Annotated in this window: 13 protein-coding genes; 2 read left to right on the top strand and 11 right to left on the bottom strand. The window is 64.4% G+C overall.

Annotated elements, in window-relative coordinates; all coding sequences use genetic code 11:
- Positions 1-4: 4 nt before the first annotated feature.
- From recC to leuC, 11 genes are all read right to left on the bottom strand, one after another.
- Entirely contained in the window at positions 5-3,550 is a 3,546-nt protein-coding gene (gene recC / locus CKO35_RS11050) for an exodeoxyribonuclease V subunit gamma (RefSeq protein WP_420870755.1), read from the bottom strand.
- A 33-nt stretch (positions 3,551-3,583) separates the two neighbouring features.
- On the bottom strand, positions 3,584-4,510 hold the full coding sequence (draG, locus tag CKO35_RS11045) for an ADP-ribosyl-[dinitrogen reductase] hydrolase (protein WP_200176003.1): 927 nt from the start codon (positions 4,508-4,510) through the stop codon (positions 3,584-3,586).
- Positions 4,511-5,209, bottom strand: a complete 699-nt coding sequence (locus tag CKO35_RS11040; protein WP_207143685.1) for a nitrogen fixation protein NifQ — start codon at positions 5,207-5,209, stop codon at positions 4,511-4,513.
- Between the two features lie 54 nt (positions 5,210-5,263).
- Entirely contained in the window at positions 5,264-6,784 is a 1,521-nt protein-coding gene (gene nifB, locus CKO35_RS11035) for a nitrogenase cofactor biosynthesis protein NifB (RefSeq protein WP_200176002.1), read from the bottom strand.
- A 247-nt stretch (positions 6,785-7,031) separates the two neighbouring features.
- The gene (gene truA / locus CKO35_RS11030) at positions 7,032-7,838 is read right to left on the bottom strand and encodes a tRNA pseudouridine(38-40) synthase TruA (protein WP_200175995.1); all 807 of its coding nucleotides are present in this window, start codon (positions 7,836-7,838) and stop codon (positions 7,032-7,034) included.
- A 49-nt stretch (positions 7,839-7,887) separates the two neighbouring features.
- Positions 7,888-8,571, bottom strand: coding sequence for a hypothetical protein (locus tag CKO35_RS11025; RefSeq protein WP_200175989.1), 684 nt, complete (start codon positions 8,569-8,571; stop codon positions 7,888-7,890).
- Positions 8,572-8,605: 34 nt separating this feature from the next.
- Positions 8,606-11,365, bottom strand: a complete 2,760-nt coding sequence (locus tag CKO35_RS11020; protein ID WP_338031786.1) for a FimV/HubP family polar landmark protein — start codon at positions 11,363-11,365, stop codon at positions 8,606-8,608.
- Between the two features lie 115 nt (positions 11,366-11,480).
- Complete coding sequence (locus CKO35_RS11015; RefSeq protein ID WP_200175987.1) at positions 11,481-12,503, bottom strand: aspartate-semialdehyde dehydrogenase; 1,023 nt, start codon at positions 12,501-12,503, stop codon at positions 11,481-11,483.
- Between the two features lie 156 nt (positions 12,504-12,659).
- Positions 12,660-13,739 (bottom strand): 3-isopropylmalate dehydrogenase, encoded by a 1,080-nt coding sequence (leuB, locus tag CKO35_RS11010; protein ID WP_200175980.1) that lies wholly within the window; start codon positions 13,737-13,739, stop codon positions 12,660-12,662.
- Between the two features lie 170 nt (positions 13,740-13,909).
- The gene (leuD, locus tag CKO35_RS11005; protein ID WP_200175978.1) at positions 13,910-14,545 is read right to left on the bottom strand and encodes a 3-isopropylmalate dehydratase small subunit; all 636 of its coding nucleotides are present in this window, start codon (positions 14,543-14,545) and stop codon (positions 13,910-13,912) included.
- A 17-nt stretch (positions 14,546-14,562) separates the two neighbouring features.
- On the bottom strand, positions 14,563-15,969 hold the full coding sequence (gene leuC / locus CKO35_RS11000; protein WP_200175976.1) for a 3-isopropylmalate dehydratase large subunit: 1,407 nt from the start codon (positions 15,967-15,969) through the stop codon (positions 14,563-14,565).
- Between the two features lie 192 nt (positions 15,970-16,161).
- On the opposite strand from leuC, the gene CKO35_RS10995 reads away from it, so the two are divergent.
- The gene (locus tag CKO35_RS10995) at positions 16,162-17,064 is read left to right on the top strand and encodes a LysR family transcriptional regulator (RefSeq protein ID WP_200175974.1); all 903 of its coding nucleotides are present in this window, start codon (positions 16,162-16,164) and stop codon (positions 17,062-17,064) included.
- A gap of 227 nt (positions 17,065-17,291) precedes the next feature.
- Positions 17,292-18,899: an alpha/beta hydrolase gene (locus CKO35_RS10990; protein WP_200175972.1), complete on the top strand. Its 1,608-nt coding sequence runs from the start codon at positions 17,292-17,294 to the stop codon at positions 18,897-18,899.
- Positions 18,900-18,927: the final 28 nt, after the last annotated feature.

Raw genomic sequence — 18,927 nt, 5'->3', positions numbered from 1 at the left:
CTCCTCAATCCTTGCCCAGCAGATAGGCGGCCCGGCTCAGGGGGCCGTAGAGGTCACGGGCCCAGGCCGGGAAATCCGGCTGGGCCAGCAGGGATCGGGTATCCGGCCAGGCCCGGGCCAGCCAGGGGTCCTGGTCCACCGCGCCTCCCCTGAAACCGTCCCCTTCATGGACCCGGGTCAGGATCTCTTCCGGGTCCTTGCCGTCCCGCTCCAGAGCATCCAGCCAGGCACTGCTGCCCCGGCAGTAGGCCGGAAGGGGGCGGGTCATCCCCGTTTCCCAGGCCCGCAGCAGGGTGTGCAGATGGTCCCGGGCCTCCTGTGCCGGCAGTGGGTCCAGGCACAGGGTGTCGTCCAGCCCCATCATCATCGTGCGCAGGGTGAGTCCCCGGGCATGGGCCATCAGGTGCTGCACCCAGGCCAGGCAGGTCTGGTCCAGACGCTTGAAGGGATTGACATTTGCCCTCAAGGTACCGGCCCGGTACAACAGATGCACCCGCTCCCCGGCCGCGTCCAGACGCAATCGGGGCAGCCAGCCTTCCACCACCCGGCCCCCGTGCTCGAAACGCAGCAGTTCCGGGCGCGGCAACCGCCGGGGGCAGGCACGGACCGCTGCCTGCCAGGTGACGACCAGGTTCATCGCCTCGGCCCGCAGATGGTCAAACTGCTGGCGCCCGATCTCTCCCAGGGCCAGCCGGCCGCTGCGCTGCCAGCCGATCAGGGCCGTCTCCAGGCGCTCGGCGGCCTGCTCCGGATCGGCATCGTCCGCCAGGGCTGCCCCCAGCAGATGATCTAGGGCCTGCCAATGGTCCAGGCCATCCAGAACGAAAGGCTCCTGGTCTTCGCCGGCGCTCGGTGCCTCGTCGAAGTGGACCTTGAGGCGGTGGCGGAAAAAGCTGCGCACCGGGTCCTTGAGAAAGGCGGCGAGGTCTTCGGCGGGCAGTGCCTCTTCCGGTATCGGAGGGGGCAGTGCTTCCCCCTGGCGGGGAAATTGCCGTTCGCGGGCAAGGCCCGCCCCCACGCCGACATGCAGGGCTTCCCACTCCCGGGCATAGGTGAAGAGTCCGTCGTCATCGCCCTGGAAATAGGCCCGGCCAAAGGGCTGCAACGGGTATTCGGTGGTCAGGGCCGCAAGCAGGCCCTCCTCGTCCCCGTCCTTCTGAAGGCACCAGCCGGCGGCCAGGTGATCCCGCAACTGGCTCACCAGTACCGACGGCGGCTGCAAGGCATTGTCGCGGATACCCCGTCCCACCCAACTGATGTAAAGGTGATCCCGGGCCGACAGCAGGGCCTCCAGGAACAGGTAGCGGTCATCCTCCCGGCGCGAGCGGTCGCCGGGGCGGTGCTCTCCGGCCATGAGATCGAAATCCATGGGGACATGGGCACGGGGATAGTCGCCGTCGTTCATGCCCAGCAGACAGACCACCCGATACGGGATGGCGCGCATGGGCATGAGGGTACACAGGGTCACCGCCCCGGACAGGAAGCGCTGGGACAGGTGGGACTCGTCCAGGGTGCCGAGCCAGTGCTCCCGCACCACGGTAAGCGGCAGGGCCTCCACCATGCCCGCCGTTTCGCACAGGGTTTCCCAATGCTCCAGGGCCTCGTCCATGCGCCGCAGCATGAGCTGCTCACGCTCCTGCGCGGGGGCGAAGAAATTCTGCATCAGGGTGCGCAACCGTGTCCCCCAGACCGACGGCGTGGCCGGTTCGGCAAGACTCCGCCAGGCCTGGTCCAGGGCCTCCAGCAAGGCATGGAGAGGACCGATGAGGGCGGCATCCAGGCCGCTGATCTCGTCGTAGGGCTCGATCTCCCGCCAGGGGCCTGGACTGCCCGCGGCATAGCCCAGCAGCATGCGCCGCAGGCCGAAGCGCCAGGTGTTCTGCTCCAGCCCTTCCGGCAGGGACAGGGCGGAGCGCTGCCGGGCGTCCAGGCCCCAGCGGATGCCCGCCCCTTCGATCCAGGCCCGCAGGCGCGGCAGATCCCCCTGCCCGATGCCGAAGCGGTCGCGCAGGGCCGGCAGATCCAGCAGGTCCAGCAGTTCGCTCACCGACAGTCGGGACTCGGGCAGGTGCAGGAGCTGTTCCAGCACCATCAGGAAGGGGTCCCGCCCCCGCCGGGCCTGATCGGAGAAACAGAACGGGATGTGACGGGGATCATCCGGGCGGGTCTGGCCGAACACCGCCTGGACGTGGGGCGCGTAGCGGTCCACGTCGGGGACCATGACGATGATGTCCCGGGGCCGCAGGGTCGGGTCCCGGGAAAATCGCGCCAGCAGCTGGTCATGGAGGATCTCCACTTCCCGCTGGGGGCTATGGGCCACATGGAAGCGGATGGAATCGTCTTCCGCCGGATCCACCGGGGGCCAATGGTCGCGGGTCTCCGCCAGAGGGCACAGATCGAGGATGTCATCCTGCAGTTGCTGCAGCAGGGTTTCGCCTCCCCGGGGTTCGAACAGGTCGATGCGCTGCCAGGGCAGCGACTCCAGCAGGCTGCGGTAGTGACCGGGGTCATCGTGCTCATCCAGCAGACGGATGTAGTCACGCCCCTGCTTGCCCCAGGCCGCCAGCAGGGGATGGGCGTGGTTGTGCAGGTCCTCCTCGGCGATGACATCGGGCATGCCGGCCTTGGGGGACTGACGGCGACGCCGGGCACGCAGCAGGTCCTTGTCGCTGATGATGTCGGCCCAGTAATGGCGGCAGGGATTGTGCACGCACAGCAGCACCTGGCTGAAGCGGGCCAATCCCTCCAGGGCCTCCAGGGTCTGGGCCGGCAACGAGGAGATGCCGAACACGATCACCCGCCGCGGCAAATCGGGGGGGCGGGCCTCCAGGGCACGGACCCGCTCCATGAACCGGACATGCACCCCGGCACGGCTCAGGCTGCGGGCATCGGGGGGCATGTCCTCGATCAGGGCGCGCCACAGGGCCGGCTGCCAGCGGCTGTCCTCCCCGTCCAGGGGACGCAGCATACCCCGAGGATCCCGCGCCTGATCCCTGCCCGAGGCCCAGTCGTCCAGCCAGTCGGCCCGGTAGACCTGATACTGGTCCAGCAGGTCCGCCAGGCGCAGGGCCAGCTGGTGGCGTTTGCGCAGGTCCGCATCATCGGTCAGGAATCGGCGCAGGGGGGCAAAGGCCGGCTGTTCCAGGCATTCGGGCAACAGGCGCATGAGGCGCCAGGTGAGCGGGTCCTTGGCGAAGGGGGATTCGGTGGGCACGGCCTCGGCGCCGAGGACGGCCCGATAGGCGTTCCAGAGGAAGCGGGCGGGCAGCTGGACATCCAGGGCGGCGGCGATGCCCATGCCGGCTTCCGGGCCGTCCGGGTCCATCGCCAGGGCCAGCTTGAGCCACTGGGCGATGCCGTTACTCTGGACCAGGATGGTCTCGTTTTCCAGCGGCGCCAGGGGGTGGCGACGCATCCATTCCACGGCCAGGGCGCGCAGGTCTTCCAGGCGGTTGCCGTGGACCACCATGAAACCGGGGTGAATGGGGGCTGCGGTCAAGGCCAGGCTCCGTTGCCGTGGTTCAGTCCTGATGACTGAAAAGCATAGCATGAAGGCTGGACTGAATGAGCCCTCAGTCCCCGCTCATGACCCGCCGGCACGCTCCAGGTCGCGATGGCTTCCCTCCATCAGGCTCATCTCCATGAGGTCAAGGGTCTGGGCGGTAACCGCTTCCAGCACCCGGGGATCCAGGGCACGGCGCCATGAGGCAGGAATGTCCGATTCGCCGTACAGGGCTCCGGCAATCATCCCCGCGATGGCCCCGGTGGTATCCGCGTCTCCGCCCCGGTTGACCACGTCCACCAGGCAGTTTTCAAAGCAATCCGTGTCAAACAGGGCCTGAAACACCGCCCGCAGGGTGTGGACGATGAATCCGCTGGGATTTTCCTCCCGTCGTCCCCGGAAACGGAATTCAGGATGCGCCGTTACCAGTGCCTCCACCGGCCCCTGAATCAGGTCCGCGGCATCACAACCCTGGATGGCCATGCGGACCATGGTTGCCACGCACGCCGTGCCGGCGTCGGACAGGGGATGATGGTGGGTGATCCGCCCCTGCAGGCGGCAGGCGGCATGGAGCATGTCAAGGGGCTGATCCAGTGTCGCCAGCACCACGGGCAGGACCCGCATGCAGGCACCATTGCCCGCATCATTGTCGTTGAGCGGCGTCTCGATCTCGCCGGTGCGCCGGTAGTGGATGATGCCGCGCCGCACGGTATGGCCGATATCCACCGGGCGATCCCGCATCCATTGACTGAAGGCCTCGGCCATGGCCCGCCCGTCCAGTCCGCCGGATGCCAGGACCGCCCCGCCCAGGGCCAGGCTCATGGTGGTATCGTCGGTCACGGCCCCAACCCTGAGGTTCAGCCAGCCACCGCCGGTGATGCGCCGATGTACCCCATGGGCAGCCTGTATTTCCCGGGGCGTCATGAACTCCACCGTGGCCCCCAGGGCATCCCCCACGGCCAGCCCCAGATAGGCGCCCAGTCCCCGTTGCTGCGGTTCTCCCGACAATCAGACCTCCGGCCCGAAACACACCGAATGATCCTGGCAGACCTCACAGGACGGCGACCGGCAGATCAGGATGTCTTCGGCCAGACAGAGCTGGCGGTAGAGGAATTTCTTCCACTTCATATCCTGGGCGTTGAGTTCGACCAGCCCGGGAAAGTTGTCCCGCATCAGCCGGGTCAACTGATCACGGTCTCGCAGTCCCAGATCCTGCCAGAGATGATCCGGCCCCATGCAGGCGGCTGCGACGATGGCCGCCAGCCAGACCTCGGAGGGGTCCTGCCCCCGGCGGTGGGACAGCAGCAACTGCTGCAGATCCCGCCGCTCGTCCAGACGCTGGATCTCCACCGGCTCCAGGGCCGGAGGATTGAGCGTCAACCCCGGGAAATGACGGCCGAGCATCTCCCGGTATTCAGCGCCGGAAAGCCCCATGTGAGCCGGCAGGACGCCGCGTCCCCCAACCCAGGCTGACAGCAGACAGGCCAGCAGGGCATCGTTGGGCAACCCCACGGCGTGGGCGAGCAGCCGGTCGTGGAGGCTGTCCGCCCTGCCCTCGCCGGCTTCGGCGACGGAGGGGACATCACGGCCATGGACCTGAGTCTGATTACCGCCGACGCGTCGCTGGCCATGGGCGCTTTTTTTCCAGTGCACGGTGCCCGCCGGCACCGGCGATACGGAATGCAAAGCTGCCATATTCAGTGCCATGGGGATGCCCTCATGTTGACTGTCATCGGGACGCAGAGACTCGCAGACCGCGGATCAGGCGCATTGAATGGCTTCACGCTCGGGCATCTCCAGGCGCCCGGCGGCCATCATCTCCCGGTACACGGCCATCACCGCATCCTCGATGGGCGCCATGGCGTGCTCTCCGTTGGGCATGATCCCGGCCGCCTCAAGCACCGACCAGGGCTCAATGCCGATGCGGGCACAGAGCAGCACTTCGCAGTCCTCCAGGGCCCGCACCGTGCTGGCCAGCACCTGGGCCCGGTCATTGCAGGCATCCGGTCCGGAGCAGTAAAGATCCGCCCGGCGATGCCCCTCGAACCGGACCCCTTCCGGTGTGGCCTTGTAGATCAGAAATTCCCTGGCATACCCGAAATGCTGATTGACCAGACCACCGCCCTTGGTGGCCACCGCCATCAGAACCGGGCGGGCTGCTGCCTTTTGCGCGGCAGGCCTTGTCGATGGTATTGCAGTCACGTTGCCTCCCTGGCGCTTGCGCGCCGCCATGCGTTCCCTGATCGCCGCCTGAACCTGATCCCGGCGTTCACGAACCACTTCGTAATCCAGCGCTGCCTGATCGATGCGCTCCAGGCTGAATTCCTCGCCCCGATCCTCGCCCAGCATGCCCACCGCGTCGGCACGACACTGGCGGCAATGGCGCATCATGTTCATGTCGCCCTCGCATTCGTCCCGCAGGGCGGACAGCTCCGCCTCCGTGGGACCGCGCTGGCCATTGAGACCAAAATAGGTGCCGTGGGCCGGGTCGGAAATCAGGGGCATCACGTTATGCAGGAAGGCGCCCTTTTCCTTGACCATGCGGGAGACTTCCTTGAGATGGCGATCGTTGATGCCCGGGATCATGACCGAGTTCACCTTCACCAGAACGCCTCGCTCTACCAACATCTCCAGGCCTTTTTGTTGCTGGCTGATCAGAATCTGCGCACCTTCCCGACCGAACACCCGGCGGCGCTCCCACAACACCCAGGGATGGATGCGGGCGCCGATCTCCGGGTCGATGCTGTTGATGGTGATGGTGACGTGGTCCACGCCCAGCGCCACCAGTTCATCCACGTGCCTGGGCAGTGCCAGGCCGTTGGTGGACAGACAGAGCTTGATGCCGGGGTCCTGCTCCCGGATGCCCCGGAAGGTGGCAAAGGTTCGGGTGGGATTGGCCAGGGCGTCACCGGGTCCGGCGATGCCCACCACGGTCATCTCGGGGATGGAAGCCGCGACGGTGAGGGCCTTGTGGATGGCCTGAGCGGGCTTGAGCACTTCGGACACCACGCCGGGACGGGACTCGTTGGAGCAGTCGTACTTGCGGTTGCAGTAATGGCACTGGATGTTGCAGGCCGGGGCCACTGCCAGGTGCATGCGGGCAAAGTGGTGGTGAGCCTCTTCCGAGTAGCAGGGATGATCCTGGATCTTGGCCTGGATGTGGGCGGGCAGACCGGGCTTCCGGGTGCTGCCGCAACCGGCGCTGGGACTGGAGTTGGAACTGGAACACCCGCCCTGGACGGTGACGGGAATTTCAATGATTCTGTCAGGCTTTGGGTCCATCACAATCCTCCCGGGGTGCCCGCCGCAGCGGGATTAACTTGGTTTTCCAGGGAGAATGCAAGACCTGTGCCTGGCTTTAAGCTGGCACTATTTAATTGTTTTTAATGGATTTTAAAAAGAGCGCCCAGGGAGAATGTGGGGCTTGCCACAGGGGAATGTCGGGAAAGTCACAGCTCACCCGCATCCCAGCCCCGTCCCCCCAAGGGGAGACGGGAGTGTCCGTGGACAGACCTGGACTCCTTGACGTTCACGGCTGGACGAAGCCGTAACGGGGAATAACCGCCTGGGGATGCAGGTCAAACTGCTCGTCATAACCCACCTGAACCAGATACAGACCATCCGGCGGCGCCGTCACCCCCCCCTGGCTGCGATCCCGGGCTTCCCGCAGTTCCGCCAGCCACTCACTGGGCCGCTCGCCCCGACCCACGCACATGAGCGCCCCGGCGATATTGCGCACCATGTGATGCAAAAAGGCATTGGCCCGAATGTCCAGATAGATGAAATCCCCATCGCGGGTCACCGAGACTGACTGCACCTCCCGGATGGGATGACGGGCCTGACAGCCCAGGGCACGGAAACTGCTGAAGTCATGTTCGCCCAGCAGATGCTGGGCGGCCTCGTGCATGGGCTCCGCCGCCAGAGGCCGGTGATACCAGGTCACCCGCCCGCGCAGGATGGCGGGGCGGGCCAGCCGGTTCAGAAAGACGTAGCGATAGCGGCGCCAGCGGGCGGAGAACCGGGCGTGGAAATCCGGCGCCACGGGCCTGACCCATTGCAGACTGATCTCCGGCGTGAGGTTGCTGTTGCCGCCCAGCAGCCAGGCATGGGGCGGGCGTTCGGCGGTGGTATCAAAATGCACGATCTGACAGGTGGCATGCACCCCGGCATCGGTTCGGCCGGCACAGGTCACCTGCACGGGATGATCCGCCACCTTGGCCAGCGCCCGTTCCACCAGGGGCTGAATGGTGCGGCCGTCCTTCTGCTGCTGCCAGCCCCGGAATCCGGAGCCATCATATTCAAGTCCGATCGCCAGCCGGCGCGGGGTGTCGTTCATGGGATTCGAGGGGCATGAATGGGAGGCGGGATGATACCAGCTCCCGGGATCAGTGCAGGGCGGCCAGGATCAAGGGCAGGAGGATCAAACACAGCACCAGCCACTGAAGCAGCCCCGGAGGTGGCAACGGATCCAGCCGAATGGGCTCCAGCGGAGCCTTCTCCGCCTGCTCCAGAACCTCCCGAAACAGGCCGGTGGCACGATGCCCCAGTCCCCGAAGCCGGGCCATGCGGCCCTCCGGCAAGAACCCGGGACGACCTGCCGCGGCCAGGATGCGGACCTGGGGCAATGCTTCCAGTGTCAGCACCAGCCGCACGGCAAACCGTTCCCGGGGCAGACCCAGAGGGGCCAGTGGACGGGTGAGCCACAAAAGACCCCTGACCAGGGATTCCCGGGAAGTGGCCTGAAGCAGCCACACCACGGCGGCAACAGCCAGCACCAGCACAAGGGTGCGTTGCAGGCCCATCATCAGACCTTCCCGGGCCGGAGACCAGCTCCCGGCCCAGTCCAGCAGGGGCGCGCCCGGGGTAAACCAGCCAAACACCAGGATGATGGAGAGGAAGAACCATTTCAGCCTGCGGGACATGTTCCAGAACTGACTGACGCCCGCGGGGCCCGTGGCAGCCAATGCTGCCACGGCCAGCCCTCCTCCCACGCCCAGGACAATCCAGCCTGCCTGGGCCACACACAGGATGAACAGAATGACACCGAGGATCTTAAGGGCCGGATGCATGGTTCAAGGCCCCTTCCCCGTCCAACGACAATCCTCAGGCAATCTGATTCAAGAGCTCCTGGGCCTCCTGTTTCTGCTGTGCATCCCCTTCCGACATCACCTCTTCAAGAGTGGCCCTGGCACCTTCATTGTCTCCCATGTCGATGTAGGCCCGCGCCAAATCCAGCTTGGTACTGATCTCATCCCCCAGGCCAAAGGGATCTTCAAGACTTTCGGTATCGTCCTCAAGACTTCTCAGATCCTCTTCCGTGAAGGAGTCCTCAAGCAGGCGCATGGTGTCATCGGCATCGTCGTCCAGTTTGCCGGGGGATTGGGAGATGGCCACGGTTTCATCGTCATCCGACAGGTGCAGCCCCTTGAGATCCATCTCCCAGGTTGCCTCGTCATCCATGGCGGCAGATGGCGGGACCGCCTCCTCATCCCTTGCATGGGCACCGGATTTCATCTGCCCGGCATCGGAGGGTTCAGGCTCCGCATCGGCCAATTTCGGCTGTCTGGATTCAGACGCCCCAAATTCATCCAGATCAAATTCCAGATCGCCAATCTCGAAGCGAAGCGTGTCTTCGTCGTCCTTGGCCTGCATGTCCCTGTCTTCGGATGAAACATCATCCGCGAGATCAACCGCATCGGGATCCCGGATGGATCGCGATGGCGCATCGGCGTTTTCCCGGAGAGGGACGTGAACGTCACGACCCAATGGAGACAGGTCCTGGGGCTGGGCATCCTCATCACGAAGATCGAAATCCACATCACCCAGCGAGGTTTCCAGATCCTGGGTATCCAGGATCAGATCGCTGTCCTCAGCTTCTCTCGAAGGGGCTGTGGCCTTACCGGCAGACCCGGCATAAAGGCTGTTTTCCGGACTCAGCTCCTGGCCCATGGCGACGACACGATCCCAAAGCGCGGAATCCCGATCGCCTTTCTGCTGATACATACTGGCGGCAGTTTGATCGAAAGCGGCCTGGTTGGCAGTGGCGAAGTAGGTTTCGGCCAGTTTGAACAGATAATCAGGACGCTCCGGAGCACGATCACTCGCACCCTTCAACAGATCCTCCGCCTGCTGATAGAGGCCGTAGGCCAGATAGACATCGGCTTCCGCAATGATGTCGTCATTCACCACCTCATCCCAGCTGCCCACCTCGGCAGGCTGCTCGGCATCGGTCCCGGACACCGTGGAGAAATCCGGTATCTGAGTCTCAACGGTATCCATCATGGCCGTTGAGGAATGATCCTGAGACTGGCCGCCAACACCAGGCGCCCTGTCGCTGCCACCCGCGCCGGCTGAAGCCAGGCCGGCGGCACCGGCCACGGCAACTCCGGCCTTGGCCGTGGATACACCGAAACCGGCCTCCTGTCCCATGGATTCCGGGCCCGAAACAGACGTTACCGGCAGGGCATCCTCCGCCGCACCGCCGCGGAGGCGACGCAACGTCAGCAGAACCAGGGCAAGTACCAACAGAATGCCAAGCCCGCCGCCAATCAGCAAAGAGGGACTGCGCAACAGCTCGGACAAGAATCCACCCGCCTGAGGTTGCGGGGCCGGTGCAGTGACCGGAGGTTCCGGAGGCGGCAACGGGGCCGGAGCAGCAGGAGACACGGGCGCTTCGGGCGGCGATTCCGCAGGCAGTGCCTCCAGCTCGGGGCTCGGCGGGGCCAGGGAAGGCATGGGTTCGGGCAGCCTGTCAGGATCCTCTGCCCGGGCGGCGGCCAGTTGCTGCTGGAGCATCGCAAGCTGATCATTATTCAATGCCAGCAGACGATTCTGGCGTTCAAGCAGGTCTTCCAGTTCCCGGATACGCTCTCGCATTTCGAGGGTTTCCTGGCGCCGGCTTTCGCTGGTCTCCCGCAAAAGGGCAAGATCCTGTTCAAGCCGGGCCGCCCCATCGCCAGGTTCGGCTTCGGGCTGCGCCACGATCTCCAGACGCCCGTCATCGGAGTCAGGCACCGCAGGATCAGGCAAGGATACCGGCGGCGGCGGCGGGGGAGCATCCGGCGTGACCGGCACCTGGGGTCTGGCAGGCTGGTCCGCCGCAAGACTCCGGTATTCATGCCACAGGCGGTTCTGGGTGGCCACTTCACGGCGGGCTTCCGCGGCACCCAGAGCAAGAATTTCATCCCGCTCGGGAACACGGAGCACGCTCCCGCTGAGCAGATTATTGATATTGTTATCGGCAAATGCTTCGGGATTGGCCCGCAGCAAAGCCATCATCATCTGTTCCACGGTGATGCCTTCGTCGGGACGCAACCGCGTCCCGACGCCCCACATGGTGTCACCCGCCCTTACCCGATACGAGGATACGGGGGCTTCCGTACCATCAGGACGGGGCGTCGTCGGAGGCATGGGCACACGATCCGCAGGGGCGGTGGCAAAGCCCGTAACCGGGGGCTGTGCGCGTTCAAACAGGGTGGGAGGATCGAGCAGTACCGTATATTCACGCACCAGACGCCCACTGGGCCAACTGGCTTCAATCAGAAAGTTCAGAAATGGCTCTCGAATCGGATTACGGGACGTAACCCGGATGACGTGCCGTCCATCGGAAGTCGTGACAGGTTCAAACCGCAGATCAGACAGAAGATGGGTACGCTCTATGCCCAGACGCCTGAACAAGGCTTCAGGCGCCAGGCTGATCACCAGGTCTTCCATCTCTCCTGGACGCACGGATAGAAGCTGAATTTCCGCCCGTAGCGGCTGATTGAGCGCTGAACGGGTCTCGATGTCCCCCAAGCCGAGCGCGATGGTCGCACCCGGTGTCATGAGTGCCCACAAGGCGGTTCCCAAAGCCAGTCTGCGCACAGCATGTCCCCTTTCTGAAACGGCCCGACCAAACCCCTGCTTGCCCCGTCTCAGCCACTGGACAGGCGATGATCCTACCGCCTGTCCGCCGTCAGAAGCAGGTCGAAACCCTTGATTATAAAAAGTCTTTTATCAAAACTTCTGCGATCTGAATACTATTCAGTGCCGCGCCCTTGCGAACGTTATCCGCGACAACCCACAGGTTCAGTCCCCGGGGATGGGAGATGTCTTCCCTGATACGCCCGACAAACACCGGATCCTGGGAGGCACTTTCCGTAACCGCCGTGGGATAGCCCCCATCACGGCGCTCGTCCATGACCACCACGCCGGGCGCCCTGGACAGCAGTTCACGGGCCTGCTCGGCAGTCAGTTTCTCACGGGTCTCGATGTGCACGGCCTCGGAATGACCGAAGAACACGGGCACGCGCACCGCGGTGGGATTCACCTGAATCCGGTCATCCTCCATGATCTTGCGGGTCTCCCAGACCATCTTCATTTCTTCCTTGGTGTAGCCGTTGTCCATGAAGACGTCGATGTGCGGCAGGACATTGAAGGCGATCTGCTTGGGATAGACCTTGCATTCCACCGGCTTGCCGTTGAGCAGCTGAGCGGTCTGGGTGGCCAGTTCCTCGATGGCCTCCTTGCCGGTACCGGACACGGCCTGGTAGGTGGCCACGTTGATGCGTTCGATGCCTGCGGCATCGTGCAGCGGCTTGAGGGCCACCAGCATCTGGATGGTGGAACAGTTGGGATTGGCGATGATGCCGCGGTTCTTGTAACCGGCCACCGCATGGGGGTTGACCTCGGGCACCACCAGCGGGATGTCGTCGTCGTAACGGAACTGGGAGGTGTTGTCGATCACCACGCAACCGGCAGCCGCGGCCTTGGGCGCATACTCCTTGGAGACGGAAGCACCGGGTGAAAACAGACCGATCTGCACCTTGGAGAAATCGAAGGTGGCCAGGTCTTCCACCACCAGCTGCTTGTTACCGAAGGCCACCCGGCTGCCGGCGGAGCGGCTGCTGGCCACGGCATGGACATTGCCTACCGGGAACTTGCGTTCCGCCAGGAGGGACAGCATGGCCTCGCCCACGGCACCTGTTGCACCGACGACGGCCACATCATAACTTCTGCTCATCTTTGAGTATTCCTTGGATTTAGTGACTATCGGCCTGGAGCACCCGCAGCGCACTCATCCCCATGAGTCTAACAGGATGGCCGGCATTCGCACGAAAAACAGACATACCGGCCATCGCGCCCAGGGCCCGACCTGTCGGAAAAGACTGAGTTGGACTCAGACCTCCAGCGCGGCCACCACGGCCTCGCCCATCTCGCGGGTTCCCACCTTGCGACAACCTTCGGTCCAGATGTCGGCGGTGCGCAGCCCCTGATCCAGCACCCGACCCACCGCGGCTTCCACCCGGGCGGCCTGGGCCTCCTCGTTCAGGGTGTAGCGCAGCATCATGGCCACCGACAGCAGGGTGGCCAGCGGATTGGCCACGCCCTGACCGGCGATGTCCGGGGCGGAGCCGTGAATGGGTTCGTACATACCCTTGCCCCCGGCATCCAGGGAGGCGGAAGGCAACATGCCGATGGAACCGGTGAGCATGGCGGCGGCATCGGAAAGGATATCGCCGAACATGTTTTCCGTCACGATCACGTCGAACTGCTTGGGTGCCCGCACCAGCTGCATGGCCGCATTGTCCACGTACATGTGGGACAGGGCCACCTCCGGGTACTCCCTGGCCACCCGCTCCGCCACCTCGCGCCAGAGCTGGGAGACTTCCAGCACATTGGCCTTGTCCACCGAACACAGGCGGCGATCACGCTTCATGGCGATCTCGAAACCACTGCGCACGATGCGTTCGATTTCCGGCTCGGAATAGATGATGGTGTTGAAGCCTTCCCGCACCCCGTCCTCGCGGGTCTGGATGCCACGGGGCTTGCCGAAGTAGGCACCGCCGGTCAGCTCGCGCAGGATCATGATGTCCAGGCCGCCGACGATCTCCGGCTTCAGTGCCGAGGCGGATGCCAGCTGCGGATAGAGGATGGCCGGGCGCAGGTTGGAGAACAGGGACAGCTCGGAGCGGATGGCCAGCAGCCCCCGTTCGGGGCGCAGTTCCCAGGCCAGCTGGTCATAGCGGGGGCCACCCACGGCGCCCAGCAGGATCGCATCGGCGGCCTGGGCCAGGGCCAGGGTCTCGTCGGGCAGCGGCTTGCCGGCGGCATCATAGCCCGCGCCACCGATGGGAGCCTCTTCCAGCTCCACGGCCAGACCGAAACGGTCCTTGAGGGCGTTCAGGAGACGGGTGGCCTCGGCAACGATTTCCGGGCCGATACCGTCACCGGGAAGGATGAGGATGTTCTGGGTCATGGATTACGATTCTCTGCGATGAACTGAATGGATGGCCGGGATAAGGAGAGGACCGGACGCCGGGCATTGCGCCAAGCCCCCTCACCCCAGCCCCTCCCCCAGGAAGGGAGAGGGGCTTTGCATGGGGCTCCCCGACCCTTGGGGAAGACGGGCGGGGATGGGGGAAAGGCTCAGAACAGCCAGGGCGCCTCGGTCCGACGCCGGGCCTCGTAGGCCCGGATATCCTCCCCGTGCTGCAGGGTCAGCCCGATGTCGTCCAGACCATTGAGCAGGCAGTGGCGCCGGAAGGGGTCCACCTGGAACGGGAAGGACGCCCCGGACGGGGTCACCACGGTCTGGGCCTGAAGGTCCACGGTCAGCCTGTAGCCCGGCGTGGCCTCGGCCTCTCGGAACAGCTGGTCGACGATGGCCTCGTCCAGGATCAGGGGCAGCAGGCCGTTCTTGAAACTGTTGTTGAAGAAGATGTCCGCAAAGCTCGGCGCGATGACCACGCGAAAGCCATAGTTGCTCAAGGCCCATACCGCGTGCTCACGGGAAGAACCGCAACCGAAGTTCTTGCGCGCCAGCAGGATCCGTGCCCCCTCGTAGCGGGGCTGGTTGAGCACGAAGTCGGGGTTCACCCGGCGCCGGCTGTGGTCCATGCCCGGTTCACCCGGGTCCAGGTAGCGCCAGTCGTCGAACAGGTTGGGGCCGAAACCGGTGCGTTTCACGGACTTGAGGTACTGCTTGGGGATGATGGCGTCCGTATCCACGTTGGAGCGGTCCAGCGGACAGACCAGAGCGTTGAGTGTCTCGAATTTTTCCATCACTGCGGTACCTTTTTTCAGTTGAGCTCACGCACGTCCGCAAACCGGCCCGTCACCGCCGCCGCCGCGGCCATGGCCGGACTCACCAGATGGGTGCGGCCACCCAAGCCCTGACGACTCTCGAAATTGCGGTTGGAAGTGGAGGCACAGCGCTCGCCGGGCTCAAGCCGGTCCGCATTCATGGCCAGACACATGGAACAGCCAGGTTCACGCCATTCAAACCCGGCATCCAGGAAGATGCGGTCCAGACCCTCCGCCTCGGCCTGCTGCTTCACCAGCCCGGAACCGGGTACCACCATGGCCAGCTTCACATTCCCGGCCACGCGACGACCCTTGACCACCTCGGCGGCGGCGCGGATATCCTCCAGGCGGGCATTGGTGCAGGAACCGATGAAAATCTTGTCCACGGTGATGTCGGACACCGGCATGCCGGCGGTCAAGCCCATGTATTCCAGGGCCCGGCGCATGCCGTTGGCCTTCACCTCGTCGGTCACCTCGTCCGGGTTGGGGACCTTGCCGGAGACCGGCAGCACCATCTCGGGGGAGGTGCCCCAGGTGACCTGGGGTTCGATGCTGGCGGCGTCGATATGCACCACCCGGTCGAACCGGGCGTCGGGATCGGAGTGGAGTTCGCGCCAGGCCGCCACCGCCTGGTGCCAGTAGGCCCCCTTGGGTGCAAAGGGGCGGCCCTTGACGTAGTCGATGGTGGTATCGTCCACCGCCACCATGCCGGCACGGGCACCGGCCTCGATGGCCATGTTGCAGACGGTCATGCGTCCCTCCATGGACAAGGCGCGGATGGCGTCTCCCCCGAACTCGATGGCGTAGCCGGTACCGCCAGCGGTACCGATCTCGCCGATGATGGCCAGCACGATGTCCTTGGCGGTGACGCCGGGACCCACCTGGCCGTCCACGGAGATGAGCATGCTCTTCATCTTCTTCTGCAACAGGCACTGGGTGGCCAGCACATGCTCCACCTCGGAGGTGCCGATGCCCATGGACAAAGCACCGAAGGCCCCGTGGGTAGAGGTATGGGAATCGCCGCAGACCACCGTCATACCCGGCAGGGTGGCCCCCTGCTCCGGCCCGATCACATGGACGATGCCCTGACGGATGTCCCCCATGGGGAAGAAGGTGAGCCCGAAATGCCGCACGTTCTGCTGCAGGGTCTCCACCTGGGTGCGGGAAACCGGGTCCGCGATGCCCTGGTCCCGATCACGGGTGGGCACGTTGTGGTCAGGGACCGCCACCACGGAGTGGCTGCGCCAGGGCTTGCGGCCGGTCAGTCGCAGGCCCTCAAAGGCCTGGGGCGAGGTCACCTCGTGGACCAAGTGCCGGTCGATGTACAGGAGCGCGGTGCCGTCCTCTTCGGTACGGACCACGTGGGCATCCCAGAGCTTGTCGTAAAGGGTCTTTGCAGTCATCACGCTTACCTCGGTGTACGCTGGGAATGAGGATAGGCCGATCTGTTTGATAACACAAATTCATGTTATTCATGAATAAGATTCCCATAAAGAATGGATATCCCGATCATGAGGCCCTTCATCCCCGCCCCTTCTCCCAGGCGGGTAGAAGGATCAAGATCAGTCTCACCCACTCTGCCATGATGCTTCTCCATGCTGATCGATAACCTGAAGGCCTTCACCGCCGTTGCCACCGCCGGCTCCTTTTCCCGGGCCGCGGAAATGCTGCACCTGACCCAACCGGCGGTGAGCAAGCGGGTGGCCGCCCTGGAGGAAGAACTGGGACGCCGGCTGTTCGACCGCATCGGCCGCCAGGTCAGCCTGACCGAGGCGGGTCGCGTATTGCTGCCCCAGGCCCGGCGCATCCTGCTGGACCTGGAAGAGACCCGTCGGCTCCTGGACAGTCTGTCGGACCGGGTGGAAGGCCCCCTGGTGCTGGCAACTTCCCATCACATCGGCCTGCGGCGTCTGCCGCCGGTGCTCAAGGCCTTCGCCCGGCAATATCCCGCCGTGGAGCTGGACATCCGCTTCATGGATTCCGAGGATGCCTGCCGGTTTGCGGAACAGGGTCTGGTGGATCTGGCGGTGGTGACGCTGCCGGAGAGGCCCTCTCCCCTGCTGAGCTGCCGGGTGATCTGGGATGACCCGCTGGTGCCCATGGCCGCACCGGATCATGATCTGACCCGGGGGGATATCACCCCGCAACGGCTCAATGCCCATGCCGCCATCCTGCCGCCGGCGGGCACCTTCACCCGAGGCCTGGTGGAACGGGCCTTCCTGCCCCTGGGTATTGCCCCCGCCCGGATTCTTGAGACCAATTATCTGGAGACCATTCAGATGATGGTCGGGATCGGGCTGGGCTGGGGCGTATTGCCCCTGTCCATGGGGGAATCCCTGCAACGGCTGGCGCTGGAGGGGCTGACCATGGAGCGGTCACTGGGCTGGGTCACCCACCGGGAACGCACCCGTTCCAATGCCGCCACCGCCCTGATCCGGCTGCTGGAGGCCCAGCGGGCGATGTCCGGCAGACTGTCGGACTTTCCGCCCTTGGGATGAGAGCCTTCCCGCATCGCCATGTTTCTGTACCAGCCATGAGCCACTTTCGCCCGATTGATCGTCTACTGCTTGCATCGTCGAGCATGCTGTAAAGCAGCGCCCCCCAGACCCGCCATTGAGTAGGTTGAATGCCATGGAGTCGGCGTTGGCTTGCCTGCGTTCCGACAGCATACTACCGCTGTCGAAGCAGCTTGCCCCCTTTCCCTGTCTATTCAGCGAGACCGCAAATGTACCTATGCGTCGTGGGTCTACTCGTCGGAACCGTCTTCTTTGCCTTTTCGCTGACGCCCTCCCTGCTACCACGCCCGTTCCTGATCCAGGGCGTGATCTCCGGACTTTCTTTCGCCGCGGGTTATGGTCTGGGTGTCGCCGGCGTATGGCTCTGGAAGTATCTGGAATTGCCAACCCCGAGCAAGCGGACGGTCCGATTCACCCAGGTCGTTGCGGGCCTGCTCTGCGTGCTGATCACGTTCAGCTTCATTTGGCAGGCATCGGAGTGGCAGAACTCCCTCCGCGCCCTGATGGGAATCGAAGAACTCGCGGGTGTTCAGCCGGTGCTGTTGGGCGTCATCGCCGCGCTGGTGTTCGTGCTGATGCTTTCTTTGGCTCGTCTGTTCAAGTGGGTCTTTCGTACACTGTCCATCAGGCTCCACCGGTACGTCCCGCGCCGCATATCCCAGATCTTCAGCATCACCGCCGCCGTGTTTCTGTTCTGGACGGTGATCAACGGCGTGCTGGTCAGTTCAACGCTGCGGGTCTTGGATCGTTCCTTCCAGCAACTGGATGCACTGATCGACGCCGACCTGCCACATCCCGTGCATGCCTGGCAGACGGGCAGTCAAGAGTCGCTGATCAACTGGAAGGATCTGGGCCGACAGGGGCGCAGTTTTGTTGCCGGCGGCCCCACCGCCGAGGAACTCAGCGATTTCTTCGACACACCGGTACCGCCCCCGATTCGGGTTTACGTGGGCCTCAATTCAGCGGATACCCCGGAGCAACGGGCCCGCCTGGCACTGGAAGAACTGAAACGGGCGGGTGGCTTCGATCGCTCCATACTATTACTGGTGACACCCACCGGCACGGGCTGGGTGGATCCCTCATCACAGAACACGGTGGAGTACCTGCACCGAGGGGATATCGCCACGGTCGTGGCACAATACTCCTATCTGAACAGCCCGCTCACCTTACTGACCGACCAGGGTTATGGGGCGGAGAATGCCCGTGCCCTGTTCACGGAGATCTATCATCACTGGCGCACCCTGCCCCCGGAATCCCGGCCCAGGCTCTTCCTGCGTGGCCTGAGCCTGGGTTCGCTCAACTCCGATCTCTCCTTCGACCTCTTCGACATCATCAATGATCCCTTCCACGGTGCCCTGTGGAGCGGACCACCGTTTCGCAACGAGACATGGCGCAGGGTAACGGCTGAGCGCGATCCAGGCTCCCCGGCCTGGCTGCCCGAGTTCCGGGGCGGGTCAGTCGTCCGGTTCATGAACCAGGAACAGAGGCTCAATCACGGCAAAGAAGAATGGGGAACATTCCGAATCGTCTTTCTGCAGTATGCCAGCGATCCGATCACCTTCTTCAGCCCCGAGTCCGCCTGGAAGGAGCCGGATTGGATGCGCGAGCCACGCGGCCCGGATGTCTCCCCGGATCTGCGCTGGTTTCCCATCGTGACCATGCTGCAACTGGCCGCCGACATGATGGTGGGCACCGCACCCAAGGGATTCGGGCACGAGTACGCCCCGACCGACTACATCCACGCCTGGCTGGCGCTGACCGAACCCGAGGGCTGGAGCGAGTCCGAACTGCAACGCCTGCTCGCACTGTTTGACTAAAAGACAGTCTCCGGAAGCCTGTGACAGG

Origin of the sequence: Ectothiorhodospira shaposhnikovii, assembly GCF_016584105.1 — a bacterium.
Lineage (GTDB): Bacteria > Pseudomonadota > Gammaproteobacteria > Ectothiorhodospirales > Ectothiorhodospiraceae > Ectothiorhodospira > Ectothiorhodospira shaposhnikovii.
The sequence above is the reverse complement of the archived record's forward strand: the minus strand, read 5'-3'. Positions and strand labels throughout refer to the sequence as shown.

What these genes read in the sequence shown, in the direction of transcription:
- nifB (WP_200176002.1), bottom strand. Translation starts at nt 6,784, where the DNA reads ATGGACCCAAAGCCTGACAGAATCATTGAAATTCCCGTCACCGTCCAG.
- CKO35_RS11015 (WP_200175987.1), bottom strand. Translation starts at nt 12,503, where the DNA reads ATGAGCAGAAGTTATGATGTGGCCGTCGTCGGTGCAACAGGTGCCGTG.
- leuD (WP_200175978.1), bottom strand. Translation starts at nt 14,545, where the DNA reads ATGGAAAAATTCGAGACACTCAACGCTCTGGTCTGTCCGCTGGACCGC.
- CKO35_RS10995 (WP_200175974.1), top strand. Translation starts at nt 16,162, where the DNA reads ATGCTGATCGATAACCTGAAGGCCTTCACCGCCGTTGCCACCGCCGGC.
- truA (WP_200175995.1), bottom strand. Translation starts at nt 7,838, where the DNA reads ATGAACGACACCCCGCGCCGGCTGGCGATCGGACTTGAATATGATGGC.
- CKO35_RS11025 (WP_200175989.1), bottom strand. Translation starts at nt 8,571, where the DNA reads ATGCATCCGGCCCTTAAGATCCTCGGTGTCATTCTGTTCATCCTGTGT.
- leuB (WP_200175980.1), bottom strand. Translation starts at nt 13,739, where the DNA reads ATGACCCAGAACATCCTCATCCTTCCCGGTGACGGTATCGGCCCGGAA.
- recC (WP_420870755.1), bottom strand. Translation starts at nt 3,550, where the DNA reads ATGCTATGCTTTTCAGTCATCAGGACTGAACCACGGCAACGGAGCCTG.
- CKO35_RS10990 (WP_200175972.1), top strand. Translation starts at nt 17,292, where the DNA reads ATGTACCTATGCGTCGTGGGTCTACTCGTCGGAACCGTCTTCTTTGCC.
- CKO35_RS11040 (WP_207143685.1), bottom strand. Translation starts at nt 5,209, where the DNA reads ATGGCACTGAATATGGCAGCTTTGCATTCCGTATCGCCGGTGCCGGCG.
- leuC (WP_200175976.1), bottom strand. Translation starts at nt 15,969, where the DNA reads ATGACTGCAAAGACCCTTTACGACAAGCTCTGGGATGCCCACGTGGTC.